This window comes from Pseudomonas nitroreducens, from assembly GCF_024170165.1.
GTDB lineage: Bacteria > Pseudomonadota > Gammaproteobacteria > Pseudomonadales > Pseudomonadaceae > Pseudomonas > Pseudomonas nitroreducens_C.
Map to the genome: position 1 here is coordinate 97467 of NZ_JALJXP010000005.1, position 26336 is coordinate 123802.

The window sequence follows — 26336 nt, forward strand, 5'->3', positions numbered from 1 at the left end:
CGAGGCGCAACAGTAGAAATCAGTTGGCAAGCGGCTCAGCCACGGGCCAGGCTCGCGAGGATCTGCTCGTGAAGCCGCCGGTCCCCGCTTACCACGACGGCGCCGCCGTGCTGCGCGTCGCCGCCATCCCAGGTGCTGACGACGCCGCCCGCGCCCTCGATGATCGGGATCAGAGCCTGGATGTCGTAGGGCTTGAGGGCAGGCTCGATGACCGCATCCAACTGCCCCAGGGCGACCATGCAGAAGGCGTAGCAGTCGCCGCCATAGCGGGTCATACGCACCCTCCCGGCGACCCTTTGGAATGACTGCTGATGCCCGGCAGTGACGAAGTTCTCCGGGCTGGTGCTCATGATGCTTGCCTGCTCCAGGCGATCGCAGGGACGGCAGCCAATGACGCGGCCATTGAGCCAGGCCCGCGCGCCATTTCCGCTGAAGCGTTCGCGGGTGAAGGGCTGGTCGACAACGCCCACGAGCGGTCGATTGCCGTCGTTGAACGCCACCAGTACACCCCACAGGGGAAGTCCGGTGATGAATGCCCGAGTACCGTCGATGGGGTCCAGGACCCAGTGACGTCCCGAACGGCCGACTACCCTACCCTCCTCTTCACCCAGGATGCCGTCGTCCGGATAGCGTTGCGCAATCAGCTCGCGCATCGCTCTTTCAGCAGCACGATCCGCTGTCGTCACTGGGTCGAAGTGCCCCGCGTCCTTGTTCTCCAGCTCAAAGGTGGAGCGAAAGTACGGCAGCACCTGGGCAGCGGCGGCATCGGCAAGCTCCTGTGCGAAGCTCAGGTGGCAGGCAAGTTCGGATTCGGAAAGCGACATGACGTTGAGTCCTCGGTCTGCTTGAGTAATGGGGCCGGCCGTCCGTGGCGGGCCCTGTGTTGCTTACTGGATTACTGGATGCGCTTCTCGCTGTCGCGATCGAACAGCACCACCTTCTCCATGTTCACGCTCAGGCAGGCACTACGGCCGGACTGCACGCTGCGCGGCTCCAGGCGGGCGATCACCTCGGTGCCGCCAAGGGTGAAGAAGGCCAGGGTGTCCGGCCCGGTCGGCTCGATCACCTCGACATCCACGTCGAAGGCGTCGGGCTGCCCCGCGGTCACGCTGCGGAAGGTTTCCGGACGGATGCCCACCAGCACATCGCGGCCGGAATACTGCCGCGCGGTCTCGTCGGAGATGCGCACGTCACCCAGGCTCACCGTGCCGCCGTCCGGCTTGCGAAACAGCAGCTGCGGGCCTCGGTCGGTCAGGCGGAAACTGGCTGGGATGATGTTCATCGCCGGCGAGCCGACGAAGCGCGCCACGTACACCGAGGCCGGCGTGTCGTAGATGGTCTCCGGGTCGGCCAGTTGCTGCACGTAGCCGTCCTTCATCACTGCGACCTTGGTGGCCATGGTCATGGCCTCGATCTGGTCGTGGGTCACGTAGACGATGGTGGTGCCCAGGCGCTGGTGCAGCTTCTTGATCTCGGTGCGCATGTCCACCCGCAGCTTGGCGTCGAGGTTGGACAGCGGCTCGTCGAACAGGAACAGCTTGGGGTTGCGCACCAGGGCGCGGCCCATGGCCACGCGCTGGCGCTGGCCGCCGGAGAGCTGCGAGGGCTTGCGCTCCAGCAGCGGCTCGATCTGCAGCAGCGCCGCGACCCGCTTGACCGCCTCGGCGCGCTCGGCGGCCGGGACCTTGCGGATCTTCATGCCGAACTCGATGTTCTCGCGCACGCTCATGGTCGGGTACAGCGCATAGGACTGGAACACCATGGCGATGTCGCGATCCCTGGGCGACAGCTCGTTGACCCGCTGGCCGGCGATACGGATTTCCCCGGCGCTGATGTCGTCGAGCCCGGCGATCAGGTTGAGCAGCGTGGACTTGCCGCAGCCCGAGGGACCGAGCAGCACCAGGAAGTCGCCCGGCTCGATGGCGATGTCCACCCGCTTGAGGATATCGAGGTCGCCGTAGCTCTTGCTCACGCCGTCGATCTGAAGAGTTGCCATAGTTCTTTACCCCTTGACTGCGCCAGCGGTCAGGCCACGCACGAAGTAGCGCCCCGCCAGGATGTAGACGACCAGAGTTGGAATGCCGGCGACCATGGCAGCGGCCATGTCGACGTTGTACTGCTTGCGGCCGGCGGTGACGTTGACGATGTTGTTCAGCGCCACCGTGATCGGTGTGTTGGAGCCGGAGGTGAAGGAGACGCCGAAGAGGAAGTCGTTCCAGATCTGGGTGAACTGCCAGATGCAGGAGACCACGATGATCGGGATCGAGGCCGGCAGCATGATGCTCCAGAAGATGCGGAAGAACCCTGCACCGTCCACCAGCGCGGCGCGCGTCAGATCGCCCGGCAGGCCGACGAAGTAGTTGCGGAAGAACAGCGTGGTGAAGCTGATGCCGTAGACCGTGTGGACCAGGATCAGGCCCTTGATCGAGCCGGCCAGGCCGAGGTAGCCCAGCGACTGCGCAATTGGCAGCAGCACCGCCTGGAACGGCAGGAAGCAGCCGAACAGCAGCAGGCCGAAGAGCACGTTGGCACCCTTGAATTCCCACTTGGTCAGGGTGTAGCCGTTCAGCGCGCCGATCAGCGTCGACAACGCCACCGCCGGCACCACCATGAGGATCGAGTTGAGGAAGTAGCCGCGCAGGCCGACGCACTCGGTGCCGATGCAGGCGCTGGACCACGCCTTGTCCCAAGCCTCGAAGGTGATGCGCTGCGGCAGGCCGATGAAGGAGCCGTTGTAGATCTCGTCGAGGTCCTTCACCGAGGTGACGATCATCACCCACAGCGGCATCAGGTAGACCAGCGCCACCAGCACCAGCGCCAGGTAGATGAACAGGCGCCCGCCCAGGTAACGGGAGAAGCCTTGCAGGTCAGTGCTCATCGCGGCGGCCTCGCAGTTCCGAATAGAGGTAGGGCACGATGATCGCGGCGACGGTCATCAGCATCATCATCGCGCTCGCCGCGCCCACGCCCAGCTGGTTGCGGCGGAAGCTGGCGGCGAACATGAAGGTCGAGGGCAGCTCGGTGGAGCCGCCGGGGCCGGCATTGGTCAGCGCCAGGACCAGGTCGAAGCTCTTGATCGCGATGTGGCTGAGCAGCACCACGACGCTGAGGAAGGCCGGACGCAGCATCGGCACGATGATCCGCCAGTAGATCTGCGGCAGGCTCGCGCCCTCGATCTGCGCGGCCTTGATGATCGAATTGTCGATACCCCGCAGCCCCGCCAGGAACACCGCCATGGCGAACCCCGAGGACTGCCAGATACCGGCGATCACCACCGTGTAGATGGCGTAGTGCGGGTCGACGATCCAGTTGAAGACGAAGCTGTCCCAGCCCAGGTCGTTGACCACCTTCTGGATACCCAGCCCTGGATTGAGAATCCACTTCCAGGCGGTGCCGGTGACGATGAAGGACAGCGCCATCGGGTACAGGTAGATCGCCCGCAGGGCGCCCTCCGCCCGTACCCGCTGGTCCAGCAGGATCGCCAGCAGCAGGCCGATCAGCACCGCGCCAATCAGGAACAGGCTGCTGAAGACGAACAGGTTAACCACCGCGGTGTGCCAGCGCTCGGTCGCCCAGAGGCGCACGTACTGTTCCAGGCCGACGAAGTCGTAGATGGGCACCACCTTGGACGAGGACAGGGAAATCCACGCCGTCCAGGCGATGAAGACGTAGACCGCGATCAGTACCACGAAGGTACTGGGGGCCAGGACCAGCTTCGGCAGATGCCGCGCCAGCCAGCGCCGCGCGCCGGAAGGTGGAGTGGAGCGGCCGACTTCGGCCACTCCTGCTTCCACTTCGACCAGGGCGCCAGGCGACTTCAGGGAAGTATCTTGCATGACGATCACCGCGCGTTATCGATGCCCTGGACCAGCATGTTCACCGCATCCTGCGAACTCATGTCGGTCACGAAGAACTTGCTCGCCACATCCTGGAACACGTTGGCGAACTCGGCCTGGCTGGCGAAACCATGGGTCATGGCGCCGACCAGTGCGCCGGACTTGAGCGCCGTGGCGCGGTCCTCGGCAGCCTTGATGCCGCAGCTGTCGTAGTCGGAGATATCGACATCGGTACGCGCCGGGATCGAGCCCTTGATCAGGCTGAAGTCGTGCTGGGTCTTCTTGTCCATGGTCACGTCGGCCAGCAGCACCTGGGCCTTCTGCACCGCCGGATCCTTGACCTTGAACATGCCGAAGGTGTCCATCACGAACTGGAAGGAAATTTCCTTGCCTGGGGTCTCCAGGCAGAGGAAGTCGCTACCCGGCTTCATGCCCTTGGCGAGGAACTCGCCCTTGGCCCAGTCACCCATGAACTGCATGGCCGCCTTGCCGTTGATCACCATGCCGGTGGCCACCGCCCAGTCGCGGCCGGGGAAGTTGGTGTCGGTCAGGCCGCGCACCTGGCGCAGGGTGTCGAACACCTTGACCATCTGCGGGCTGCCGAGGGCGTCCTTGTCCAGGTCAATGGCGGTCTTCTTGTAGAAGTCGGCGCCGTAGAGGTCGATCAGGATCGCGTCGAAGACAATGCCGATCTGCCAGGGCTCATCGCTGATCGCCAGCGGCACGTAGCCGGCGGCGCGCAGCTTGTCGCCCATGCCGATCAGCTCGTCCCAGGTGTGCGGCGGCTTCACGCCGGCCTTCTCGAAGGCCTTGGCGTTGGCCCACAGCCAGTTCTGCCGGTGGGTGTTGACCGGCACCGCCTTCCACTCGCCGCCCTGCTTGAGGAACGGCTTGAGCGGATCGGGTACCGCGGCATCCCACTGGTTGGCCTTGGCCTCCTGATCGAGGCTGGCGAGCATGCCCTGCTCGGCCCAGATCATCCCTTCATGCCCGAGGAACTGCATGGCGGCCGGCGGATCGCCCGCCGTCACCCGCGCCCGCAGCGCCTGCTGGGCATTGCTGCCGCTCATGCCGCCGACCGCCGAATCGACCCAGGTCACGCCCTTGGCAGCAAGGTTCTGCTTGATCACGGTGACCGCCTTCACCTCGCTGTCGGACACCCAGGAGTGCAGTACCTCCAGGCGCTGTTCGGCCATCGCGGCGGAAGCGCCCAGCGCCGCGCCGAGCACGGCGATGCAGGCGCAGAGCCTGCCGGGATTGACGGGGCTACGCCCCTTCGCTGGCTTGTGTGTTTTCACCTGTGTTGCTCCTGTCTTGTAGGTTTTGGATGAAGCGATGAAACGACCAGGTACGGGCTCGCCGGGGCCCTGGATAGCCCTGTCGAGCGTCGATTCGGCCGGCTGACCGGCAGTGTTGGAGTGCGAAAGGGAAGGGCTAGAGCCGCAGCCGCAGGTTGCAGCTGGAAGAGGCCGGCGCCACGGCGCTGGCCTGCGTGATGGCCCGCACGATGACAAGAACGGCCCGCAGGCCGCTGGACGCCCTTCCCTCGATGATCGAGCCCGCCAGCGGGCCGGAATTCGTGTTCATGGGTGGGGTACCTCGCTCGTGTCTTGTTATCGAGTTATTCGTATAACTCGTTTATTTCGAAGCTATCACCACCGCCTGGCTTGTCAATGGGCTTCTTTCACAGGGTCGTTTTTAGGAAACCGGCGCGATGACCAAATGGTCAGAATTCCCGTAGAGCATCGGCACTGCCTCTCAGATATCGCCCAGAAGCCGCACTATCAGCGGCTCTAGCGACATATCCAAAAGCGACAGAATGCGCTTTGAACGCGTCGATGACTCATCTTTCAGCCACCGATTGCGGCCTGGAAGCCGCGCGGCAGACTTGGCGTCGCCCTGGTCGACGCCTGGTATTGACAAGACTTCTGCCGGTGGTAATGTGAAATTAAGGTTATACGTATAACCCATAGCCGATTACGCCACACCAAAAACAAGATCGAGGTGAAACCATGGCCAGCTCCCTTCATGACCCGTGCGGCTCTACTCCGCATGCCGGCCAGTCCAGCTCGCAACCCGCGGCCTCCCGGCACGCCCTTGCGGGTCACTTCTTCGTCTTCCTGCCCGATGCCGCTGCGCTCTCCGCTTATCCGGAGGTGATCGCGCCGACGCAGAACGCCGCGCTCTGCACGGTCAGGACGCAGGCGGGCACCTCGATATCAGGCCAAGGCGGCTCCCGCGCTGCAGCGGCCTGAGCACAGCCCCAGAACCCTCACGACAGCTCCAACCAGAACAACCCACCAGCGCGAGACCGCCCGCGCTCCGGGCACTCCCCTGCCCGGACCCGTCGCCGGCTTCCCGCAAAAACAGCAACACCGGAGGTAACCAACCGTGACCCGTGTCCTTTACCTGTATGGCGGCTGGCCCGGCCATTTCCCCTACGAGATCGCCGCCTGGGCCCGCGAGCTGTTCGCCGAGCTCGACTTCCAGGTCGAGGAATCGACCGACATCTTCACCCTCGACCGCGACCTCACCGGCTATGACCTGATCGTCATCGGCTGGAACAACGCGGTGACCACCGAGACCCTCACCGCCGCCCAGGAAAACCGCCTGCTCGAAGCCATCGAGAGCGGCACCGGCCTGGCCGCCTGGCACGGCGCCGGGGCGGCCTTCCGCGCCAGCCTGAAGTACCACTTCGTGCTCGGTGGCTCGTTCCTCGAACACCCCGCCGGCGAGGGCTACCCGCATCCGTACATGGTCAATTTCATCGACCGCGAGCACGAGGTGACCCAAGGCGTGGAGGATTTCGAGGTGCGCTCCGAGCAGTACTACATGCAGGTCGACCCGAACCTCCACGTGCTGGCGGAAACCACCTTCGACGGCAACCCGATGCCCTGGCTCAAGGGCCATCGCAGCCCGGTCGCCTGGGTCCGCAACTGGGGCGAGGGGCGTGTCTTCTACCACTCCATCGGCCACGACACGAGCAACCTCGCCGACCCGAATATCCGCCGCCTGACCAAGCAGGGCCTGGCCTGGGCCGCGCGCAAACCTGCCTGAGCCGCCACCTACCACCCGAAGGAGCATCGACATGCCCAAACTGACCGGCAGCCAAGTGGTTGCCCAAACCCTGAAGAACTACGGCGTCGAGTACGTCGCCGGGATTCCCGGCCACGGCATCTGGACCCTCACCGACGCCTTCCTTGAGGAAGAGTCGAAGCTGAAGTTCATCCAGGTCTTCCATGAGCAAAGCGCCGTGCACCTGGCCGACGGTTACTACCGCGTCAGCGGCAAGCCCATGGCCGCAGTGACCTCCATTGGCGCCGGCGCCAGCAACACCGTGATCGGCATGGCCACCGCCTTCACCGACTCCACCAGCCTGATGCTGATCACAGGCGGCCCGCCCACCCACATGCGCGGCCATGGCCTGCTGCAGGAACTGGAGCGCTACACCGACAACGACTTCCCGAAGATCGCCGAGGCCGTCTCCAAGCGTCACTGGGTCGCCACCCGCGTTGAAGAGATGCCCTTCATCATGCACCGCGCCTGGAGCTCGATGATGACCGGCCGCCCGGGCCCGGTGCACATCGAGATCCCGATGGACGTGCAAGCCGAAGCCGCCGAGGTAAACCTGCACGCCATCGAGGAGCGCACCCCGGTCGGCAAGGTGTTCCCCGACCCGGCTGCGGTGGCCAAGGCTGCCGACGTGCTGCGCGAGGCCAAGCGCCCGGTCATGGTGATCGGCGGCGGCGTGATCACCGGCGAGGCCTGGAATGAAGTCCTGGCCCTGGCCGAACTGTGGCAGATCCCGGTAGTGACCACCTGGAACGGCAAGAGCGGCTTCCCCGAGGACCACCCGCTGTTCGCCGGCAGCGTCGGCCAGACCGGCACCCTGTGCGGCAACGCCATGGCCTCCAGCGCCGACGTGATCCTCGCCGTGGGCTGCCGCTTCACCGACTGGTCGTCGTCCAGCTACGCCAAGGGCGTTACCTTCTCGATCCCGCCGGGCAAGCTGATCCACATCGACATCGACCCGCACGAGATCGGCAAGAACTACCCGGTGACCGTGGGCATCGTCTCCGACGCCAAGTACGCGCTGGCGCACCTGGCCGACGCCCTCAAGGGCCAGAGCGTGGACCGCAGCGACTACATGAAGGACCTGCTGGCCCGCCAGACCGAGTGGGAAGAGAAGCTGGCCACCCGCCGCGACTCCGACCGCTTCCCGTTCACCTCGCAGCGTCCGCTGGGTGCCCTGCGCAAGGTGTTCCCGCGCGACACCATCGTGGTGGTCGGCTCGGGCAACACACAGGGCGCGGTCAAGCAGACCTTCCCGGTCTACCAGCCTCGCACCCACCTGACCTCGGGCGGTTTCTCGTCCATGGGCTGGGCAGTGCCGGCGGCCATCGGCGCCAAGCTCGCGGCACCAAACCAGCCGGTGGTGTGCATCCTCGGCGACGGCGACTTCCTGATGACCAACCAGGAAATCGCCATCTGCAAGACCAACGGCATCCCCGTGGTGTTCATCATCCAGAACAACGCCGGCTACATGTCGATCCGCGGCGGCCAGCGCAAGCAGACCAGCCGCCACATCGGCACCGAGTTCAACACGCCGGACGGCGAGCCCTACTCCCCGGACTACAAGGCCATGGGCGAATCCTTCGGCCTGCGTTCCTGGCGCGTGGAGCGCCCCGAGGATCTGGAACCCATCCTCAAGCAGGCGCTGGAGTGCAACGAGCCGGTGCTCATCGAAGTGCCCACCGACCGCGACGCGGCCGGGCCCTGGGTGCCGGGCTGGTGGGACTTCCCGATCCCCGAGTACATCACTGACGAACGTCAGGATGAGTACTGGGAACTGCGCAACTCCGAACAACACCTGTAAGAGGTGAGGAAGGCTCTGATGAGCGATCTGCTGTTTTCGACTCATTCAGCGCAGCAACCGGAACAGGGGGCGCCGGCCAGCCGGCGCTCCCTGTCGCTGGTCGAGCCTGATGAAAGCGGGCTGGTGACGTGCGATGTGGCGATCATCGGTTCGGGCATGGGCGGCTCCACCTTCGCCTATGCGCTGCGCAACCAGGGACTCTCGGTAGTGGTGATCGAGCGTGGCGACTTCCTGCCGCGCGAGATCCACAACTGGAGCGCCCAGGCGGTGTTCGGCGAAGGCCGCTACCGCAATGCCGAGCAATGGTTGGATGCCGACGACAAGCCCTTTGCCCCCGGCGTCTTCTATTACGTCGGCGGCAATACCAAATTCTACGGCGCCATGCTGCCGCGCTTCCGCGAGGCCGACTTCGGCGAAATCCGCCATGCCGAAGGCGTGTCGCCAGCCTGGCCGGTGAGCTATGCGGAAATGGAGCCGTACTACTGCGAGGCCGAAGCCCTGTACAAGGTGCACGGCAATGCCGGCGCCGACCCGACCGAGCCCTGGCGCTCGCAACCCTACCCGTGGCCGGCGCTGCAGCACGACCCGGCGCTGAGCTCCCTGGAAAGCGCCATGCGCCGCGCGGGCCTGCAGCCCTTCGCCATGCCGGCGGCGGTCGACTTCGGCGAGGACCGCCCCTGCGTGCTCTGCTCCACCTGCGACGGCTACCCGTGCCTGGTGGACGCCAAGGGCGACGCCGAACTCTCCGCCCTGCGCCCTGCCCTGCAGCGCGACAACATGCGCCTGCTCAACCGGACCAAGGTCGAGCGCCTGCTGACCAGCGAGGACGGCAGCCAGGTCACCGAGGCCGTGGCCAGCCGCGACGGCAAGCCGGTACGCATCCGGGCCGGCCGCTTCGTGCTGGCCTGTGGCGCAGTGAACACCGCCGCCCTGCTGCTCCGCTCCGCCAGCGAGCGGCACCCCGGCGGGCTGGGCAACAGCTCGGGGCAGCTCGGGCGCAACTACATGGTGCACAACAGCACCTTCCTGGTGGCGGTCGATCCGCGTCGGCGCAACGAGGTGATGTTCCAGAAGACCCTGGCGCTGAACGACTGGTACCTGCCGACCCGACACAACATGTTCCCCCTGGGCAACGTGCAGATGCTCGGCAAGATTCGCGAGCCAATGATCTCCGGGATGCGCCCCTGGGTGCCGAAGACGGTGTCGCGCTACCTCACCGACCACAGCGTCGACCTCTACCTGACCTCGGAAGACCTGCCCACCGCGCAGAACCGCATCGAATTCGACGCCGAGCGCGATGCGATCAAGGTGTTCTGGACGCCCAACAACCTCCAGGCCCACGAACAGCTGGTGGAGAAGACCACGGCGCTGATGCGCTCGGCGGGCTATCCGCTGGTGCTCACCGAGCGCATGGGCATCGGCACCAACTCCCACCAGTGCGGCACGGCGGTGATGGGCGAAGACAGCAGCCGCAGCGTGCTGAACCGCGACTGCCGCATGCATGACCTGGACAACGTGTGGGTCGTCGACAGCTCCTCCTTCCCCTCCTCCGCTGCGGTCAATCCCGCGCTCACCATCGCGGCGAACGCGCTGCGCGTGGCGCACGGCTTCCTGCATTCGGCAACCCGCGGCGATCACTGATCGCCCCCAAGAAGAACAAGAGGAATCGCGATGAACATTTCCGGGCAAACGATGGCGCAGCACTCGACTGTTTCGCGCCACGGCACCCTCGCCACTGATGTCGACATCACCCGCCGTCTCGGCCTGCAGGCGCTGGAGGCCTCGGGCCTGAAGATCGCCAGCTACCTGGACGCCGGCTTCACCCATGCCGAACTGAAGAACCTGCTGGGCGATCTGGACATCCCCGGTATCGGCTACCTGGCGAACATCGAACGCCAGGGCGCCGAGGAACACGCGCTGTTCGCCGAGGCCGAAGCGCTGTTCACCCTGGCCCAGGCCGCTGGCGCCAAGGGCGTGCAGGTGCTCACCGGGCCGATCAATGTCGAGGCGGTGCGCGACTTCCAGCGCCAGGGCCGCTCGCAGCACTACGCCGGGCTGCTGGGTACCGATCTGCGCGAGCAGATGCTGCTGACGGCCAACAACCTGCGCCGCCTGGCCGACCTGGCGCAGGGTTTCGGCCTCACCCTCTACCTGGAAGCGCTGTCCTGGACGCCGCTGCGCGGCATCGGCCACCAGGTGGAGCTACTCGAACGCAGCGAGCGCGACAACCTGAAGATGGTCATCGACTTCTGGCACTGCCACACCTCTGGCGATACCCCGGACGACGTAGCGAAGATGGACAAGCGCCACCTCTACGGCGTGCACGTCTGCGACTCGCTGGCCTTCGCCGGCGGCATTCCCGACGAGGTGGTGCTGCGCGACGTTCCCACCGGCCAGGGCACCCTGGACCTGCAGGCCTGGACCGACGCCGTACTCGCCACCGGCTACCAGGGCTGGTGGAGCTGCGAGCTGTTCTGCCGCAGGCAACAGCAGCAGGACAGCTACGCAGTCGCCAGCGAACTCAAGGCGCTGCTCGAACGCCTGCTGAGCCGATGATCCCCACCCCATTCCGCCACCAGGCTGAGAGAACTTTCATGGTCGACTACATCGTTATCGGCGGCGGCTCCACCGGCTGCACCGTCGCTTCGCGGCTGAGCGAGGACCCTTCCGCCTCCGTCGTGCTGCTCGAGGAAGGCCCTCGCGACCGCAGCCCCTACATCCACATCCCAGGCGCCTACTACAAGACCGCTCAGGGCCCGCTGCTCAAGCGCTACGAGTGGGAACCCCGCGACGACCAGGCGCGCACGGAAAAGCCGACCATGGTCCAGGCCAGCGTGCTCGGTGGCGGCAGTTCGGTGAACGCGATGATCTACATCCGCGGCGTGCCCCAGGACTATGACGGCTGGGCCGCCCAGGGCTCCGCCGGCTGGGGCTATCAGGACGTGCTGCCGTACTTCCGCAAGGCCGAGGACAACGAGCGTTTCAGAAACCGGGTGCACGGCACCGGTGGCCCGCTGGGCGTCTCCGACGTGCCCTACATCCACCCGCTGACCAAGGTCTGGCTCAAGGCCTGCCAGGAATTCGGCCTGCCCTACAACGCCGACTTCAACAGCGGCGACCCGGCCGGATGCGGCCTCTACCAGATCACCGCGAAGAACGGCCTGCGCAGCAGCGCCGCCAGCGCCTACCTGGCCCCGGCGAAACGCCGCGCCAACCTGTCGGTACGCACCGGCTGCCGCGTCGAGCGCATCCTCATGCAGGGCAACCGCGCCAAGGGCGTCGAGTTCATCGAGAACGGTCACCGCCAGCAGATCTTCGCCAACAAGGAAATCATCCTCAGCGCCGGCGCCATCAGCTCGCCGCGCCTGCTGATGCTCTCCGGCATCGGCCCAGCCGAGCACCTGCAAAAGCATGGCATCGAGGTGGTCAGCGACCTGCCCGGCGTCGGCCAGAACCTGCAGGACCACATCGAGATCTCGCTGATCTACGAACTCACCGGCCCGCACAGCTACGACAAGTACAAGAAACCGTTCTGGAAGGCCATGGCCGGCCTGCAGTACGCCCTGTTCCGCAACGGCCCGGCATCCTCCAACCTGATCGAGGGTGGGGCCTTCTGGTGGGGCGACAAGACCCAGGAAACCCCGGACGTGCAGTACTTCATGGTGGTAGGCGCGGGCATCGAGGAAGGCGTCGATTCGGTGCCCGGCGGCAATGGCTGCACCCTCAACCTGGGACAGATTCGCCCGCGCTCGCGCGGCTACGTCGAATTGCGCGGGGCCGACACCAGCCTGCCGCCGCGCATTGTGCCGAACTACTTCGCCGACCCTTACGACATCGAGGCCCTCACCGATGGCTGCATGGTCGGCGAGCAGATCATGTGCCAGGCGGCGTTCAAACCCTTCATAGCCCGCCGCCACGTGCCAGGCAACGAGGTGAGCAGCCGCGAGGAGATGCGCAAGTTCTGCCTGGAGCAGGCCCATGCCGCACTGCACCCGGCGGGCACCTGCCGCATGGGCAGCGACGCGGATTCGGTGGTCGGGCCTGACCTGCGGGTACACGGCGTCGAGGGCCTGCGCGTAGCCGATGCCTCGATCATGCCGACACTGGTCTCGGGCAACCCGAACGCGGTGTGCATCATGATCGGCGAGAAGGCCGCGGACATGATCCAGAAAGGCCCGACGCACAAGACCGACGCCGGCGCCCTGCGCCAGAGCCTGCCTGCCGAATCGGCCTGACCGAGCATCCTTTCTGCGTTGCACTGCCACAGCCACCGGCAGCGCAACGCAGCTTTTTTCAGCCCCCGGCCGACAGTTGCGCTGCCAGCGCCCTCACCCGCCGCGCCGCATCCAGCAGGCGTGCCTCGGTCATCTCGCCCTTCTCTACCGCTTCGGCCAACGCCCTCGCTACCGAGTCCAGACCCGCCTCGCTGGAAAGCAGCAGCAGGTCGGCGCCCGCCTTGATCGACGCCACGGCAGTCGCCTCGATGGAGCGGCCACGGTGGATGCCCGGTGCATCCAGGTCATCGGACACGACTAGCCCGGTGAAGCCCATTTCATCCCGCAGCAGGGCAATGGTCGCCGCCGAGGTGCTGGAAGGTTCCTGCGTGTCCAGCGCCGGCACCAGCGCCGGGCCGACCATGATGGCCTGCACGCCCCCCGCGATCAGCTCGGCGAATACACCCAGGGTGGGCTGCAGCTCTTCCCTCGAACACTCGACGATTGCCTCGGCCACCGCCGGGTCCAGCGGCGTCACCGGATGCCCGGGAAAGTGCTTGGCGACAGCGGCAACACCGGCCTGCTGCACGCCGCTGACATAGGCACCGCTCACACGGCTGACATCCTCCGCGCGGGTACCCAGGGTGCGACTCTGCAACCAGGGATTTTCGCCCGTGACGACATCGACGATGGGGGCGAGGAACAGATTGATGCCCATGGCTCGGGCCGATTCGGCGACCGACGCCGCCTGCTGCGCCAGATCCTGCGTGCTCAGCAATCCAGCCTCGGCGGCGCTGGGCAGTACGGGAACCAGCCGGTGCAGGCGCGGGATGCCGCCCAGTTCCTGGTCCACGGCGATCAGCAGGTCCTGCCCGGCCAGTTCGCGGGCCTGGGCGACCAGCTGGCTGAACTGCTCGCGCCTCTCGCTGCCCTGGCGCTCGGCCGACATCGCTCGCGCCAGGTACTCCGCGCGGGTCTCGCCCAGCAGCAGCGAACAGCCGCCGCTGGCGAGGAAGTCGCGGACGGCGCCATCCAGCTCCAGCCCGGCAAAGGCCGGCAGCAGGGTCGCGTAGGCGCTTTCCAGTAGTGTGCTCACGGTTTCACTCCTTCTCTCAGGTGACGACTTGGGTGACGGATTCGGCAGGCCGGCGCCGCTTAGCGGCCGATACCCGACCCTCAGGTGCGTTATGATCGCGCCGGGACTTCACGGCCCGGGCAAGGCACAAGCTGCCAGGGCCGAACAGGAATGAGCGCCACGGAAGTGGCTGAAGAGTGTGACAATGGTTTCGATGAAGGACGTGGCATTGGCCGCCGGGGTTTCCCAGCCGGCGGTTTCCTATGCCTACAACAAGCCCGGCAAGCTGTCGGCGGCGCAGCGCGAGCATATCCTCGCGGTGGCGGAGCAGCTCGGTTATCCGGGGCCAAACATCATGGGCCGCAGCCTGCGTTCGGGTAAGGTAGGCGCCATCGGACTGATGGTCATGGACAAGCTCTCCTACGCCTTCGCCGACCCCTCGATGATCGCCCTGCTGCGCGGTATCGGCGAAATCGGCGAACTCTCCAACGTCGCCCTGACGCTGTTCCCGCTGAACAACCAGCGCATCCGCAAGGAAGCCGGCAAGCCCGGCAACACCAGCCTGGCAGTGCGTGGCCTGGTGGACGGCCTGATCATCCCGACCATGCCCGACGACCACCCAATGGTGCGGGCGGTGATCCAGCAGCGCATTCCCTACGTGGTGGTGGACTCGCCGATGATCGACGGCGCCCATTACGTCGGCATCGACGACCGCGGCGCCGCCCGGCAGCAGATGCGCCACTTGCTGGAGCTGGGGCACCGGCGGATCGGCGTCATCGTCGATCGCCTCAACCCCGACAACCACCGTGGCGAGGTGGACTTCAAGCGCTTCAAGTCGTCCACCGAGATGATCGTGCGCGAACGGCTCGCCGGCTATATCGAGGAAGCCGAGGAAGCAGGCCTGGCGTTCAGCGATCTTCATGTCTTCGAGGCCGGCGGCTTCGACTCGACGGTGGGCCAGGCGGCCGCCACCAGCCTGCTCAACCAGTACGCTCCCACCGCCATCGTGGCCTGCTCGGATGTCATGGCGCTCGCCTCTATCAGTGCCGCGCAGGCCTTGCAGATGAAGGTGCCGGACGATCTGTCGGTGATCGGCTTCGACGATATCGCCGAGGCCGGCAATGCCGGCCTGACCACCATCCGCCAGCCGCTGGTGGAAAAAGGCGTCTACGCCGCGCGCTTCCTGGTGGACATCCTCAACACACCGCCCGCCGAGGGCGACGAGCCCAAGCGCAAGATCTTCCAGACCCAACTGGTGGTACGCACTTCCACCCGTAAGCTCGACTAGCCGTGACTAGTGTGCAGGCAGGGAGGATGACGCTCCGCTGCCGGCTGGCGAAGACACATGGGCGCGCATCAGGAGCGGGCTGAAGATCGCCAGCAGGCCGAGCAGGATCAGCGGTGCATAGAGCAGGTAGCTCAGCCCGAAATAGTTGACCAACGCAGCGATGCCCGCCGGCCCCACCAGCATCCCCGAGTAGCCTATGCCGTTGACGATGCCGATGTTGCGACCGGCATGGGCCGGGTCCTTGCGCCCCGCGCTGGAGAGCATCAGCGGGGCGATGCAGGCCAGCCCCAGGCCATAGAGGCCGAAACCGATCAACCCCGCCAGCGGCGTCCCGCCGATGATGGTCACGAGCAGGCCGGCCACCGCCGCCAGGCCGCTGCAGAAGACCATCTGCGCCGCGCCGATACGCTCGGCGATGCGGTCGCCGACGACCCGGCTGAAGCACTGCGCACCGATGAACACCGAGATCGCCAGGCCGGCCTCGGAGGCGCTTGTGCCCAGTTGGCGGCGTACGTATTCCTGGCCCCAGTCCGAGACCGCGCTTTCGCCGATGATGCCGCCCAGCAGCAGGATGCCGAAGCCGATCATGATCAGGATGATCTGCCAGTTCCGCGCAGAGCTGGCCGGGCCCGCCGCATCACCGTCGGCAACGGCCATGTCCTGGGCCGGAGCCTCGCCCTTGTCGAGCAGGAAGTGCCCGGTGACCAGGCCGATCAGCAGCATCGCCAGGCCAAGCACGGTGAACGGCACTGCGGCGCTGCTGGTGTAGTGGCTCGCGAAGTAGCTGCCGACTATGCCGATCAGGAAGCCGCCGAAGGAATAGAAGGCATGGAAGGCCGACATGATCGGCCGCTGGTAGAAGCGCTCGACCTGCACCCCGTGCGAGTTCAGCGCGGTATCGATGGCCCCGCGGAACAGCCCGAGCACGCCACCAAAGGTGACAGCGAACCAGAAGTGGCTGACGTACCCCATGGGGATGATCGACAGCGGATAGGCAATGGCAGTGGCATAGATGACCTTGCGCGCGCCGAACGCATCGACGAAGCGCCCCACGGCGATGCAGCCGATGGCGGCGCCGACGCCGATGCTCAGCGCGATCATGCCGAAGTCCACATCGCCGAGGCTGCCCGACAGGCCCATCTGTTCGCGGAAGGCCGTCACGCCGGTGGACCAGATGTACATCATGGCGCCGATCATCATGAAACCCGCGAAGGTGGCGATGCGCGCCCGGCGAATGCGTGGAGTGACCAGGTTGTTGTTTCTCTTGTTCATCTTGTTTTCAACAATTCCGTAGCACAGCTGAAGACTAGTTGGCCCGCAGGCCACAAGCCGTTGGTTGGTACCTGCGGACTCGCTCCTCGGTCCTTCAGGCACTCATCTTTCTAAAAAACTGACCCTCCCTTCACTCCGATTCGGCGCTGGGCAGTTCCACCCACGAGCGCTCCCGGCTCGATTGCAGGCAGGCATGGCAGAACTTCACGCCTCTCACTCCCTCGACAAGCCCCGGAAGCGAAGCACTTCCGATGCCAGGTTGCCGATCGTCCGTCGCCATGGCCTCGGCGAAATCCGCGTAGAGCACCGCCAGCGCTTCCAGATAGCCCTCGCTGCAGCCGGCAGGAAGGCTGCTGCTGGCGCGGGTATGGGGGAAGTTGTCCGCCTGGCCGCGCCGGTAGATCCGTTCGGCCTCGTCCACCGGCCTGATATGCAGCGTCTCCGGCGCTTCCTGGCGCCACTCCAGCGACGCCTTGCTGCCGATCACTCGCAGGCTCAGCCCGTTGCGGTGGCCGGGCGCGGCGAAGCTCAGCCACATCAGGCCGTCGGCGCCGCCGTCGAGCTCCAGCTGGGCGACGCAGTGGTCGTCCATCGACCAGCCCGGGACCTTCGTCGAAAGATTCGCGTTGAGCCTGCGGCAGCGCTGGCCGGTGACGAATTCCATGAGGCTCAGGGCATGGGTACCGACGTCGCCGACTACACTGGTCGCCCCCGCCTTGGCTGGGTCGCCGCGCCAGGCCAGGCTGTCGCTCAGCCCGTCGGTGCCCTGGCAAAGCCACTCCAGCAGGTACTCGGCCTGCACGAAACGGATATCTCCCAGCTCGCCGGCACGGATGCGGCTGCGCGCTTCACGGACCATGGGATAGCCCAGGTAGGTGTAGGTGACGCCGAAGAAGGTCGGTTGCCGGCGAACCAGTGCCAGCAGTTCGTCAGCCTCGTCCAGGCGATTGACCAGGGGCTTGTCGCAGATCACCGGGATACCGGCGGCGAGGAACGCCTGGCAGGCCTCGAAGTGCAGGTGATTGGGCGTCACCACCACGACCACGTCAATCGCATCCCGACGGCCGCGCTCGGCATCCGCCATGGCCTGTGCCGAGGTGTATATGCGCTCGATATCGATGCCCAGTGCCGTGCCCGCTTCCTGCGATTTCGCCGGCGACGAGGAGAACACACCGGCGACCAGATCGAAGCGGTTGCACAGGCGCATGGCGGCCCGGTGGTAGCTGGCGAAATAAGCGCCTTCGCCACCGCCGATCATGCCGGCGCGCAAACGCGGCTTCGCCGGCATGTCTGCTGTCAGGCTGGGCATGGCTGGATCTCCAGGCTGGGTGGCGGGATGCTGCGGAAAACCGCGGAGCGCCGAAGCGCTCCGCAGGTAGCGTGAGCCGGCGCAGGCCCCGGCCCCGGAACACCCCGGCTCACACGTACTCTTCACACGTTCTCTTGCAGCTTTGTTGTGGCGGCAGGGCTCAGAGCGCCGGCTCGCCGAAGGGCACATCCTTGCGGCCGTAGCGGCGCACGCGCAGGTTGGCCTGTTCAGCGTGGCCGACGAAGCCTTCCATCAGGCACAGGCGCGAGCAGTACTCGCCGATCAGCGCCGAGGCCTCGTCGGTCAGCACGCGCTGGTAGGTGCAGGTCTTGATGTACTTGCCGACCCAGAGCCCGCCGGTGTAACGCGCGGCCTTGTTGGTCGGCAGCGTGTGATTGGTGCCGATTACCTTGTCGCCATAGGAGACGTTGGTACGCGGGCCGACGAACAGCGCGCCGTAGTTGCTCAGGTTCTTCACGAAGAAGTCGTCGTCGCGAGTCATGATCTGTACGTGCTCCGAGGCGTATTCGTCGGAGTAGCGCACCATCTCCTCGAAGGACTCGCAGAGGATGATCTCGCCGAAGTTTTCCCAGGCTTCGCCGGCGATGGTCGCAGTGGGCAGCAGCTCCAGCAGGCGGGCGATTTCCTTCAGCGTGTCCTCGGCCAGCGCGCGCGAGGTGGTCAGCATCACCGCCGGGGAATCCTTGCCGTGCTCGGCCTGGCCCAGCAGGTCGGTGGCGCAGAGTTCGCCGTCGACGCTGTCGTCGGTGATCAGCAGGGTTTCGGTGGGGCCGGCGAACAGGTCGATGCCGACACGACCAAACAGTTGGCGCTTGGCTTCGGCAACATAGGCGTTACCGGGGCCGACGATGATGTCCACCGGGGCGATGCTGTCGGTGCCGATCGCCATAGCTGCCACCGCCTGGATGCCGCCCAGGCAGTAGATGGCGTCCGCGCCGGCAAGATGCTGGGCAGCGACGATGTAGGGTGCAGGCTGACCCTGGAACGGTGGCGCCGCGGTGACGATGTTGCGCACGCCGGCGGACTTGGCGGTGACGATGGACATGTGCGCCGAGGCCAGCAACGGGTACTTGCCGCCAGGCACGTAGCAGCCGGCAGCGTTGACCGGGATGTGCTTGTGGCCGAGCACCACGCCCGGAATGGTCTCGATCTCGCAGTCGAGCATCGACGCGCGCTGGGCGTCGGCGAAGCGGCGCACCTGGGCCTGGGCGAAGAGGATGTCGTCGCGCTCGCGGTCGGTCAGCCTGGCCATGCACTGTTCGATCTCGCGCTCGCTCAGGCGGTAGTCGCTGCGGTCCCAGCCATCGAACTTCACCGACAGTTCACGCACCGCCGCATCGCCGCGCTTCTCGATGTCCAGCAGGATGTTCGACACGTCTGCCTTCAGCTTGTCGTTGGCGGCGGCCTGTTGCCCGGTCGGCTTCGCCTTCTTGATCCACTCAGCCATCACATTCACCTTTTCTTGTTGGCGCAGCCTGGTCCTGGCGCGAAGCCAGAAAGCACCATCTGCGATCTGCCTGATCGAGGAGGCTGCAGCCTGACCGGCGGCAGCCACTGGATGCGCACGCTCAGCCGTCCTGCCGGGCGCCCGGCCTTGCTAGCGTGGTGCAGGGCAAAAGGCGTCGGTTGAGGCAACGGTCGGGCTGCGTCATCGACAGGGCGAGAATCCCGCCCTGTGGGAGAAAAGTACGATGAGGATGTGCGTCGCTCAATTTCTCAGATGCACTTAATATGACGCAGTTTGACGCACCACGTGAAATACATGCGAATGGCTAGCCGAGGTCACGCCGAATCGATTGAGGTGTTCCCGGAGTTCAGGTAGATCAGCACCTCGCGGGGGATCGAGGGATCGCTGGGCGCCAGCACGGTGGCGCGCTGCATGTGCTCCTTCCTGATCAGCCCCTTGGCGACGAAGCACATGGCGACCTTCGCTGCCACCGGCTGGCGCATCATGGTCGCGGCGATGCCGCTGGTGACGCCGAAGATGTACTTGCGCGAACTGCGACTCACCGCGGCCAGGTTGCTGAAGGTCATCTCGTTCTTCTGGATGGTCTCGAAATCCACCGAGAAGATTCGCCCCGCCAGCAGGAAGCTCAGGCCGTGGTACTTGAAGCGGTAATCTACCTTGCCGGTGCCATCCAGGCTGGGGAAGCGCTCCACGTAGTAGTGCATGAGCACGCCATCGCGCTCGTAGAGGCAGAAGATGGAACGCAGGATCTGCCCCGGATAGATCGACGAATAGTGGTAGCGCTCGTAGATGCCGGCGAACTCCGCGCCGCCACCCGCGCGCAGCATCTCGCTGATGAACAGTTGCATGGCGGGGGACTGCACCAGGCTGCGGAACAGGTGGAAATGCCCGCCATCCATCATCGAGCGGAAATCGTTCGGCGCGCTGAACAGCACCTCCTCGTTGAGCCCGAAGAAGCTGGCGATGGCTCGCAGGTTGGCCCTGGAAGGTGCGTGGGTGCCGGCCAGGTACTTGTTGAACTGCTGGCGGTTGATGCCGATCCGCCGACACATGTCGGTGACCGTGCCCGCCCTCTCGCTGAGGATGCGGAGGTTCTCGGGGAGGAATTCCTGCTTGTCCATTGGTGGCGCCTATCGCAGCGCCGTCCGACAGTGGCCGGCGCAATATGTCTCAGTCTAGTGCGTCATCTTGAGCTATGGAACCGCCGGCCTCAGACTGCGCGCTTGCGGGTCATCCAGGGCGCGCAGGCGACCACGATAAGCAGCAACCCGGCGCTGCTTGCCAGCGCCAGGCTCAGGCTCGCCAGGTGGGCAACGCCGCCGATCAGCGCCGGCCCCAGCAGAATCCCCAGGTAGCCGATGCCGGTCATCGCGGCGATCGCCATGCCCACCGGCATTCGCCGCTGTCGACCCGCCAGGGAGCAGAAAACCGGCACCATGTTGGAAATCCCCGCCCCCACCAGCACAAAGCCCAGCAGAGCGAAGTACCAGTGCGGCAGTGCCACCGCGAGAGCCATTCCGCAGATGCCCAGCAGGCTGCCGGCGACCAGCACGCTGCGCTCCCCCAGGCGATTGACGATGCGATCCCCGCACAGCCGCCCCGCCGCCATGGTCAGCGAGAAAAAGGCGTAGCCCAGGCCGGCCTGGGCCTTGTCGACGTCCCTGGTGGTGGCGAGGAACACCGCGCTCCAGTCCAGCAGCGCACCCTCCACCAGGAAGGCGATGAAGCACAGCCCACCGAGCAGCAGGACCTCTGCGGAAGGCCGGATGAACGGCGAACTCGCGCCGCCCTCGCCGTAGGGCAGCAACGCATTGCCATAGCTCATCAGTACCAGCGCGCCGGCCACCAGCAGCCCGCAGACAGCCTGCAGCGGCGAGGCGCCCAGCCACAGCAGCGCGCTGAGGCTGGCGGCGCTGAGAATGCAGCCCAGGCTGAACAGCCCGTGGAAGCCGGACATCATCGAACGCCCGCAGGCTCGTTCAACTATCACGCCCTGGATGTTCATGGTGACGTCGGCGGTGCCGACCGCAGCGCCAAACAGCAGCAGGAACGCCACCAGCGCCGCGAAGGACGAAACCGAGGCGAGGAACGCCAGGCTCAGCGCCACCGCGCTGGCGGCCAGGAAGATCGTGCGCCGGCAGCCGATTCTCGACACCACCCAACCGGCCAGCGGCATCATCACCATCGAGCCGCAGCCCAGGCACAGCAGCAGTAGGCCGAGCTGGGCATCCTCGATACCGGCGCGCTCGCGGGCATAGGGCACCAGCGGCGCCCAGGCCCCCATGGCGGCACCGGAAAGCAGGAAGGTCAGGCGGCAGGCCGCGAGGTTGCGGGCGGAGATGGCGGAGGAATCGAAGCTGGACATGGAGAACTCTGGCATGAAGTGCGAAGGGCCGTCAGAACGACCTAGAGCGAAGCGAGCGGTAGCTGGCCGCGAGCGAGCCCCCGCCAAGTTAATTGACGCAGGTCCTGCGCTCAATTTCGCAACGCCTGTTCCATCGACGCAGACAGACGCACAGGACCGGCGCCTGGCAGCGCCGGCCCTGTCGACTCAGGCAGGTGACCTAAGTTCAGCCGCGCTCCCGGCCTGACTGCGGTCGCGATACTGTAACCAGCAGCCGACCACGATCAGCCCGCCGGTGAGGATCGAGGAAACCAGCAGCTCCATCTGGTGCCCCGGCACCACTGCCATTAGCCCGAGGAAGGCGACGATCAGGGCAATGGTCAGGTACGACAGCGCCGGGAACAGCGGGAACTTCACCCGCAGCTCCTCGCCTCGGGCAATGGCGCGCTTGCGCAGCACCACCTGGCTGACGGCGATCACCAGGTACATCACTAGGGCGATGGTGCCGATAGTGGCGATCAGCGGCACCAGCACGCTCTGCGGCAAGGTGTAGTTGGCCACCAGCAGCACCAGTGCCCCGGCGCTGGCGAACAGCACCGAAACCCGCGGCACGCCCTGGTGCGTGGTGTGCGCCCAGGAGCGGGGGGCATCGCGGCGGGTAGCCAGCGAGTAACCCATGCGCGAAGCGGTGAAGATCGCCGAGTTCAGCGTGCTGGCCACGCCGACCAGGATGACCGTCTGCACGATAGTGGCGGCTCCCGGCACGTTCATCGCTTCCAGCGCGGACTGGAAGGAGCCATTAGCCAACGCCGGGGAGTTCCAGGCCACCAGGCTGACGATCACGAAGATCGAGCCGAAGTAGAAGATCAGCATCCGCCAGACAACCGAACGGATCGCCTTACGGATATTGCGCCGCGGGTCCTCAGATTCGGCGGCAGCGATGGTCACGATCTCCATCCCGGTGAAGCTGAACAGAGCCAGCACCAGCGCCGAGGCCATGCCCGGCAACCCGGTCGGGGCGAACCCGCCATCGGTCCACAGATGTTCCAGGCCTCTCGCGGAGCTGCCTGGCAGCAGTCCGGCGATGGCGCTGAAACCGAGGACGATGAACGCCAGGATGGTGACCACCTTGATCAGCGAGAACCAGTATTCGAGGGTGCCGAAGTTCTTCACGCTGAGGATGTTGGTGAAGGTCAGTGCGACGATCAGCGCCACGCCGATCAGCATCGACGGCAAGCCGAGCCAGCCACCGAGAATATCCGCCGCGACTATGGCCTCCAGCGGGATCACCAGCACGTAGAACCACCAGTAGAGCCAGCCGATGGAGAAGCCAGCCCAGCGCCCGAGGGCATTCTGCGCATAGGTGGAGAAGGACCCCGAGTCGGGATTGGCGGTCGCCAGTTCACCGAGCATCCCCATGACCAGTACCACCAGCACCGCAGCGACGCCGAACGACACCAGCACGGCGGGGCCGGCAGCCATGATAGCGCTGGCGGAACCGACGAAGAACCCAGCGCCGATTACGCCGCCGATGGAGATCATGGTGATCTGCCGGCTGCTGAGACCTTTCGACAGGCTGTTCTTGGGGATGGCCCCGCCGGCTCCGGCATTGTTGTTTTTATCGTGCATGAGCTGAAACTCCAGAGTTGAGTTCACCTCACCCCCTCGCCCGCCGACACCTGCTGGTGCCCGCAGTACTCGGGAAGAGTGAGCTGTCCACCGGAGCGCTGTCCGGCTCACTCACGATAAGAACGCGGCCTGGCCGCGCTCAATTTCTCACTACAGATCAAATCGACGCACTCTTGCGCGGCGACTGCGTCAGACAGCCTCTTCCACGCCGGCGGACGCGGGAGTCCCCTGCGATACTCAGCCATCAGCAACGCTGTGGGAATTTGCGAGCGAAAAGCTGGTATCAGCCAATAGCGGATGTAGATTTCTGGGAGGTTATAGCGCCGACACAGCCTTACTTGGAGCGTAAACGATGAGCAAACTCGCTGAACTAATTGCAGAAGCACAGGCCGGACTTTCGATCCAGGAGAGAATTTCTGAGGAGAAATGGGCGGCAATTGCCGCACAATGTGGGGCTACAGAGGCAGCAGAAATCAGGGAGCGGATAGCACTGCTCAAAGCCGAACTCGAAACTATTGAAGATTGGGATGGCGACACTAGGGATGACATCAATGTCGCTATCTACCGCTTTACCAAACTACTAGAGTGCATCGCCGACTAACTCGACAAGTACCCGATCATACCTGCCTATGGACGTCCGCTATGGGTCGGTAGCTGCCCCTCGTCAGGGGCGGCAATCGGGCAGGGCCTACATTACGCCGCTCGTCATTTCCCCCCCAAGCCCCTATCTGTTCTACTGCGAACCTGAATCGCACCCTGCAGCCCTGAAAGGGCTGGCTCCAGAATCGATGCTATCTGGACGGCCAAAGCAGTTGGGCAAACCTGCCCGCCTTTGGGTATAAAAAGTGCGTCACCAAAGTGTCGGCGTAGCTTCCGCAACGTGTTGCTAACTGCTGGCTGAGTGATGTGTAGCAAATCTGCCGCACGAGAAACCCCGCGCTCGCGATACACCACCATAAAGATCACGAGCGCATTCAGATCCAGGCTACGCAATAGCTGCTCATCGAGTGCCATGTTGCTCACCCAATCGCCGGGAGAAGCTGCCAAAGCGAACTGCGGCGGCGGAGTTGCCAATAGAGATCAGTAGCATCTCTATAGCAACGGAGGCGAAGTGGCGATCCATCGCCTCCTCACTCAACCAATACCCGCTCAGTAACCAGCGGTGAGACTGACCGGCGCTCTCTGTAAGGGTATAGCTGTGGCACCCCTGCAAGCACTGCAGCTCGGCGACGCTATTTCTGATTCCGACTGCCAGCTCAGCATCTATGCCCTTGGTCCACTCGATTTCAAGAGTGCTCACGGCGTTGATAGACATGACGATGTCCTCTTGAAGTAGAGCCGGCGCGTCGCACCGGCTGCATCAACGTTAGTGGCCAGCCTCCAAAACCTCAGTGGCTGCGTCCTGGGTGGCGTTACGAGAAAGGAAGGCAAATACCGCCAGACTCGAAAGAATGGTGATACCGGTTAGGATGTGCAGCAGCAGCTCAAATGCCTTGGCGTAGCCTGCAACTAATGTCTCCCTCGATACTTCAGGCAGGGCAACTGAAGCATGGGCAAGGTCGCCTGCTGCCACCTGCTGGGCAGCACTCGCCAACCCTGGCAGTGCAGTCGGAGCAGCCTGCATCAGGTATTGCTGGGCCAGGGATGCAAGAATGGCGCTAACAATCGCCAGGGCAACGCCTTCGCCTGCCACACGTGCAGTGTTGAAGATGCCAGTAGCCATGCCAGCTCGCTCCTTCGGGACCACGCCAATGGCCAGACCATCCATCAGCCCCCATGGAAGACCTGCTCCGATACCGATTAACAGCATCGGCACAATCACCGATGCACCTGAAGCCCCCACATTGGCTCGACTGAACCACTGCAGCCCTACTGCGGAAATCAGGAAGCCGACGCCACTCAGGAGACCAGGCGAGAACCAACGCGTCAGGCTGGCCGCGAGGAACGGTACGACGAGCATCGGCGCGGAAAGCGCAAGCATCATCCAGCCGGCCTCAATCTCGCTCATGCCCTCGATGCCAATGAAGCGCAACGGCAGGATCACCACCAGCACGATGTAGCAGTAACAGGTACCGAGTGGCAGAATCTGGACACCTACGAAGCGAGGAATTCGGAAGAGGCTGAGGTCCAGCATCGGACGAGCCACTCGGTTTTCCACTGCAATGAAGGCAGCCAGCAAAAGCGCTGACGAAACGAGCAGCGCTATGACCAGCGGACTTCCCCAGCCACTCTCAGGTCCCTGGATTACACCGAAGGTAAAGGTGGCGAGCGTTCCGGTAAAAGTCAGCGTTCCTGGCCAGTCCAGACCGGTGGCACCAGGATCTCTGGTCTCGCGCATACGAGGCAGGCCGAAAACCATCGAAAGAGCGCCGAGTGCCGCGGTAGCGAAGAAGATGGCCCGCCAGCCAAAGCTCTCGATCAGCACCCCGGACAGCAGGGGGCCAAATGCTAGACCAATACCGAATGTGGTGCCGAGCATGCTGAAGGCACGAGTTTGGGCATGCCCCTCGAACTCCTGGGCCAACGCTGCCGAACCGCTGGCTAGGGCCGCGGCGCCGGCCACACCCTGGAGCGCACGCAGCACATCCAACCACGGAACCGACGGTGCAAATCCCTGGGCCAATGAAGTGAGGGTGAACAGTCCGGTTCCCAGCGTGAACAACCGCTTGCGGCCATATTGGTCGGCCAACGCTCCAGCAGCCATCAACAGACTTCCAAACGTCAGCATGAATGCGTTGGTAATCCAGGTCAGCTGTACTGCCGTACCGCCCAATTCATGACCGATGGCCGGGCGCGCCACCGCCCCACCGGTGAAGCTCATTGGCAGAACCAGCGCGGCCAAACAGATCGAGACCAAGATCCAGATTTTCCCTTGCTCGTCAGAACGAGCGTTGCTTGTCGCAGTCATGGCTTTTCCTACGCAAAGAGTTTCCTCTGGCGGAGCGCATGGCGCTCCACCCGTGGAGGGAACAGTGGTGAAAGTTGAGGCCTGACCCAGTCAGGC

The 26336-nt window shown here is 64.9% G+C and carries 23 protein-coding genes; 7 read left to right on the top strand and 16 right to left on the bottom strand.

All coding sequences use genetic code 11. The features are described from left to right. Positions 1 to 35: 35 nt before the first annotated feature. From hisN to J2T47_RS11795, 6 genes are all read right to left on the bottom strand, one after another. Complete coding sequence (gene hisN / locus J2T47_RS11770; RefSeq protein ID WP_253446406.1) at positions 36 to 824, bottom strand: histidinol-phosphatase; 789 nt, start codon at positions 822 to 824, stop codon at positions 36 to 38. Positions 825 to 895: 71 nt separating this feature from the next. Next, positions 896 to 1996, bottom strand: a complete 1101-nt coding sequence (locus J2T47_RS11775) for an ABC transporter ATP-binding protein (RefSeq protein WP_253446409.1) — start codon at positions 1994 to 1996, stop codon at positions 896 to 898. Between the two features lie 6 nt (positions 1997 to 2002). After that, on the bottom strand, positions 2003 to 2878 hold the full coding sequence (locus tag J2T47_RS11780) for a carbohydrate ABC transporter permease (protein ID WP_253446412.1): 876 nt from the start codon (positions 2876 to 2878) through the stop codon (positions 2003 to 2005). Continuing rightward, complete coding sequence (locus J2T47_RS11785) at positions 2868 to 3836, bottom strand: carbohydrate ABC transporter permease (protein WP_253446416.1); 969 nt, start codon at positions 3834 to 3836, stop codon at positions 2868 to 2870. The genes J2T47_RS11780 and J2T47_RS11785 overlap by 11 nt, the downstream gene beginning before the upstream one ends. 5 nt (positions 3837 to 3841) lie before the next feature. Beyond that, positions 3842 to 5134: an ABC transporter substrate-binding protein gene (locus J2T47_RS11790; protein WP_253446419.1), complete on the bottom strand. Its 1293-nt coding sequence runs from the start codon at positions 5132 to 5134 to the stop codon at positions 3842 to 3844. A 136-nt stretch (positions 5135 to 5270) separates the two neighbouring features. After that, positions 5271 to 5423: a hypothetical protein gene (locus J2T47_RS11795; protein ID WP_253446422.1), complete on the bottom strand. Its 153-nt coding sequence runs from the start codon at positions 5421 to 5423 to the stop codon at positions 5271 to 5273. A gap of 804 nt (positions 5424 to 6227) precedes the next feature. On the opposite strand from J2T47_RS11795, the gene J2T47_RS11800 reads away from it, so the two are divergent. The 5 genes from J2T47_RS11800 to J2T47_RS11820 are packed head-to-tail and all read left to right on the top strand — an operon-like array spanning position 6228 to position 12947. After that, positions 6228 to 6893, top strand: a complete 666-nt coding sequence (locus J2T47_RS11800; RefSeq protein WP_253446425.1) for a ThuA domain-containing protein — start codon at positions 6228 to 6230, stop codon at positions 6891 to 6893. Positions 6894 to 6924: 31 nt separating this feature from the next. Beyond that, positions 6925 to 8712: a thiamine pyrophosphate-binding protein gene (locus J2T47_RS11805; protein ID WP_253446428.1), complete on the top strand. Its 1788-nt coding sequence runs from the start codon at positions 6925 to 6927 to the stop codon at positions 8710 to 8712. 18 nt (positions 8713 to 8730) lie between these two features. Continuing rightward, entirely contained in the window at positions 8731 to 10353 is a 1623-nt protein-coding gene (locus tag J2T47_RS11810) for an FAD-dependent oxidoreductase (RefSeq protein ID WP_253446431.1), read from the top strand. A gap of 30 nt (positions 10354 to 10383) precedes the next feature. After that, positions 10384 to 11268, top strand: coding sequence for a sugar phosphate isomerase/epimerase family protein (locus J2T47_RS11815; RefSeq protein WP_253446434.1), 885 nt, complete (start codon positions 10384 to 10386; stop codon positions 11266 to 11268). A gap of 38 nt (positions 11269 to 11306) precedes the next feature. Further along, complete coding sequence (locus tag J2T47_RS11820) at positions 11307 to 12947, top strand: GMC family oxidoreductase (RefSeq protein ID WP_253446439.1); 1641 nt, start codon at positions 11307 to 11309, stop codon at positions 12945 to 12947. Between the two features lie 58 nt (positions 12948 to 13005). Here J2T47_RS11820 and J2T47_RS11825 read toward each other — a convergent pair whose 3' ends face one another. Further along, complete coding sequence (locus J2T47_RS11825) at positions 13006 to 14022, bottom strand: glycoside hydrolase family 3 N-terminal domain-containing protein (protein WP_253446442.1); 1017 nt, start codon at positions 14020 to 14022, stop codon at positions 13006 to 13008. A 184-nt stretch (positions 14023 to 14206) separates the two neighbouring features. On the opposite strand from J2T47_RS11825, the gene J2T47_RS11830 reads away from it, so the two are divergent. Next, positions 14207 to 15289, top strand: coding sequence for a LacI family DNA-binding transcriptional regulator (locus J2T47_RS11830; RefSeq protein ID WP_253446445.1), 1083 nt, complete (start codon positions 14207 to 14209; stop codon positions 15287 to 15289). A gap of 6 nt (positions 15290 to 15295) precedes the next feature. Here J2T47_RS11830 and J2T47_RS11835 read toward each other — a convergent pair whose 3' ends face one another. The 6 genes from J2T47_RS11835 to J2T47_RS11860 all read right to left on the bottom strand — a co-directional run bounded on the left by J2T47_RS11835 (position 15296) and on the right by J2T47_RS11860 (position 23332). Further along, positions 15296 to 16561 carry an MFS transporter gene (locus tag J2T47_RS11835; protein WP_253446448.1) on the bottom strand — a complete coding sequence of 422 codons (1266 nt, stop codon included), beginning with the start codon at positions 16559 to 16561 and terminating at the stop codon, positions 15296 to 15298. A 130-nt stretch (positions 16562 to 16691) separates the two neighbouring features. After that, on the bottom strand, positions 16692 to 17870 hold the full coding sequence (locus J2T47_RS11840) for a Gfo/Idh/MocA family protein (protein WP_253446451.1): 1179 nt from the start codon (positions 17868 to 17870) through the stop codon (positions 16692 to 16694). A 160-nt stretch (positions 17871 to 18030) separates the two neighbouring features. Further along, positions 18031 to 19338, bottom strand: coding sequence for a histidinol dehydrogenase (hisD, locus tag J2T47_RS11845; protein WP_253446454.1), 1308 nt, complete (start codon positions 19336 to 19338; stop codon positions 18031 to 18033). Positions 19339 to 19673: 335 nt separating this feature from the next. Then, a complete protein-coding gene (locus J2T47_RS11850) occupies positions 19674 to 20480 on the bottom strand; it encodes a helix-turn-helix transcriptional regulator (protein ID WP_253446457.1) in 807 nt (268 codons plus the stop codon). Positions 20481 to 20569: 89 nt separating this feature from the next. Continuing rightward, positions 20570 to 21724 (bottom strand): MFS transporter, encoded by a 1155-nt coding sequence (locus tag J2T47_RS11855; protein ID WP_253446460.1) that lies wholly within the window; start codon positions 21722 to 21724, stop codon positions 20570 to 20572. Between the two features lie 186 nt (positions 21725 to 21910). Continuing rightward, complete coding sequence (locus J2T47_RS11860) at positions 21911 to 23332, bottom strand: amino acid permease (protein ID WP_253446463.1); 1422 nt, start codon at positions 23330 to 23332, stop codon at positions 21911 to 21913. A 352-nt stretch (positions 23333 to 23684) separates the two neighbouring features. Here J2T47_RS11860 and J2T47_RS11865 point away from each other — a divergent pair, with 352 nt between their 5' ends. Continuing rightward, positions 23685 to 23933, top strand: coding sequence for a hypothetical protein (locus J2T47_RS11865; RefSeq protein ID WP_253446466.1), 249 nt, complete (start codon positions 23685 to 23687; stop codon positions 23931 to 23933). A gap of 104 nt (positions 23934 to 24037) precedes the next feature. Here J2T47_RS11865 and J2T47_RS11870 read toward each other — a convergent pair whose 3' ends face one another. From J2T47_RS11870 to J2T47_RS11880, 3 genes are read right to left on the bottom strand one after another with little or no spacing between them, the layout of a single operon-like run. Further along, the gene (locus J2T47_RS11870; protein WP_301295490.1) at positions 24038 to 24346 is read right to left on the bottom strand and encodes a helix-turn-helix domain-containing protein; all 309 of its coding nucleotides are present in this window, start codon (positions 24344 to 24346) and stop codon (positions 24038 to 24040) included. After that, positions 24333 to 24647, bottom strand: coding sequence for an antibiotic biosynthesis monooxygenase (locus J2T47_RS11875; protein WP_253446469.1), 315 nt, complete (start codon positions 24645 to 24647; stop codon positions 24333 to 24335). Before J2T47_RS11875 ends, J2T47_RS11870 begins: the two co-directional genes overlap by 14 nt. A gap of 51 nt (positions 24648 to 24698) precedes the next feature. Further along, on the bottom strand, positions 24699 to 26240 hold the full coding sequence (locus tag J2T47_RS11880; protein WP_253446472.1) for an MFS transporter: 1542 nt from the start codon (positions 26238 to 26240) through the stop codon (positions 24699 to 24701). Between the last annotated feature and the right edge of the window lie 96 nt (positions 26241 to 26336).

Coding starts and splice junctions, on each gene's coding strand:
- J2T47_RS11865 (WP_253446466.1), top strand. CDS start 23,685: ATGAGCAAACTCGCTGAACTAATTGCAGAAGCACAGGCCGGACTTTCG.
- J2T47_RS11830 (WP_253446445.1), top strand. CDS start 14,207: ATGGTTTCGATGAAGGACGTGGCATTGGCCGCCGGGGTTTCCCAGCCG.
- J2T47_RS11785 (WP_253446416.1), bottom strand. CDS start 3,836: ATGCAAGATACTTCCCTGAAGTCGCCTGGCGCCCTGGTCGAAGTGGAA.
- J2T47_RS11875 (WP_253446469.1), bottom strand. CDS start 24,647: ATGTCTATCAACGCCGTGAGCACTCTTGAAATCGAGTGGACCAAGGGC.
- J2T47_RS11820 (WP_253446439.1), top strand. CDS start 11,307: ATGGTCGACTACATCGTTATCGGCGGCGGCTCCACCGGCTGCACCGTC.
- J2T47_RS11815 (WP_253446434.1), top strand. CDS start 10,384: ATGAACATTTCCGGGCAAACGATGGCGCAGCACTCGACTGTTTCGCGC.
- J2T47_RS11835 (WP_253446448.1), bottom strand. CDS start 16,561: ATGAACAAGAGAAACAACAACCTGGTCACTCCACGCATTCGCCGGGCG.
- J2T47_RS11855 (WP_253446460.1), bottom strand. CDS start 21,724: ATGTCCAGCTTCGATTCCTCCGCCATCTCCGCCCGCAACCTCGCGGCC.
- hisD (WP_253446454.1), bottom strand. CDS start 19,338: ATGGCTGAGTGGATCAAGAAGGCGAAGCCGACCGGGCAACAGGCCGCC.
- J2T47_RS11795 (WP_253446422.1), bottom strand. CDS start 5,423: ATGAACACGAATTCCGGCCCGCTGGCGGGCTCGATCATCGAGGGAAGG.
- J2T47_RS11860 (WP_253446463.1), bottom strand. CDS start 23,332: ATGCACGATAAAAACAACAATGCCGGAGCCGGCGGGGCCATCCCCAAG.
- J2T47_RS11775 (WP_253446409.1), bottom strand. CDS start 1,996: ATGGCAACTCTTCAGATCGACGGCGTGAGCAAGAGCTACGGCGACCTC.
- J2T47_RS11880 (WP_253446472.1), bottom strand. CDS start 26,240: ATGACTGCGACAAGCAACGCTCGTTCTGACGAGCAAGGGAAAATCTGG.
- J2T47_RS11840 (WP_253446451.1), bottom strand. CDS start 17,870: ATGCCCAGCCTGACAGCAGACATGCCGGCGAAGCCGCGTTTGCGCGCC.
- J2T47_RS11810 (WP_253446431.1), top strand. CDS start 8,731: ATGAGCGATCTGCTGTTTTCGACTCATTCAGCGCAGCAACCGGAACAG.
- J2T47_RS11780 (WP_253446412.1), bottom strand. CDS start 2,878: ATGAGCACTGACCTGCAAGGCTTCTCCCGTTACCTGGGCGGGCGCCTG.
- J2T47_RS11870 (WP_301295490.1), bottom strand. CDS start 24,346: ATGGCACTCGATGAGCAGCTATTGCGTAGCCTGGATCTGAATGCGCTC.
- J2T47_RS11805 (WP_253446428.1), top strand. CDS start 6,925: ATGCCCAAACTGACCGGCAGCCAAGTGGTTGCCCAAACCCTGAAGAAC.
- hisN (WP_253446406.1), bottom strand. CDS start 824: ATGTCGCTTTCCGAATCCGAACTTGCCTGCCACCTGAGCTTCGCACAG.
- J2T47_RS11850 (WP_253446457.1), bottom strand. CDS start 20,480: ATGGACAAGCAGGAATTCCTCCCCGAGAACCTCCGCATCCTCAGCGAG.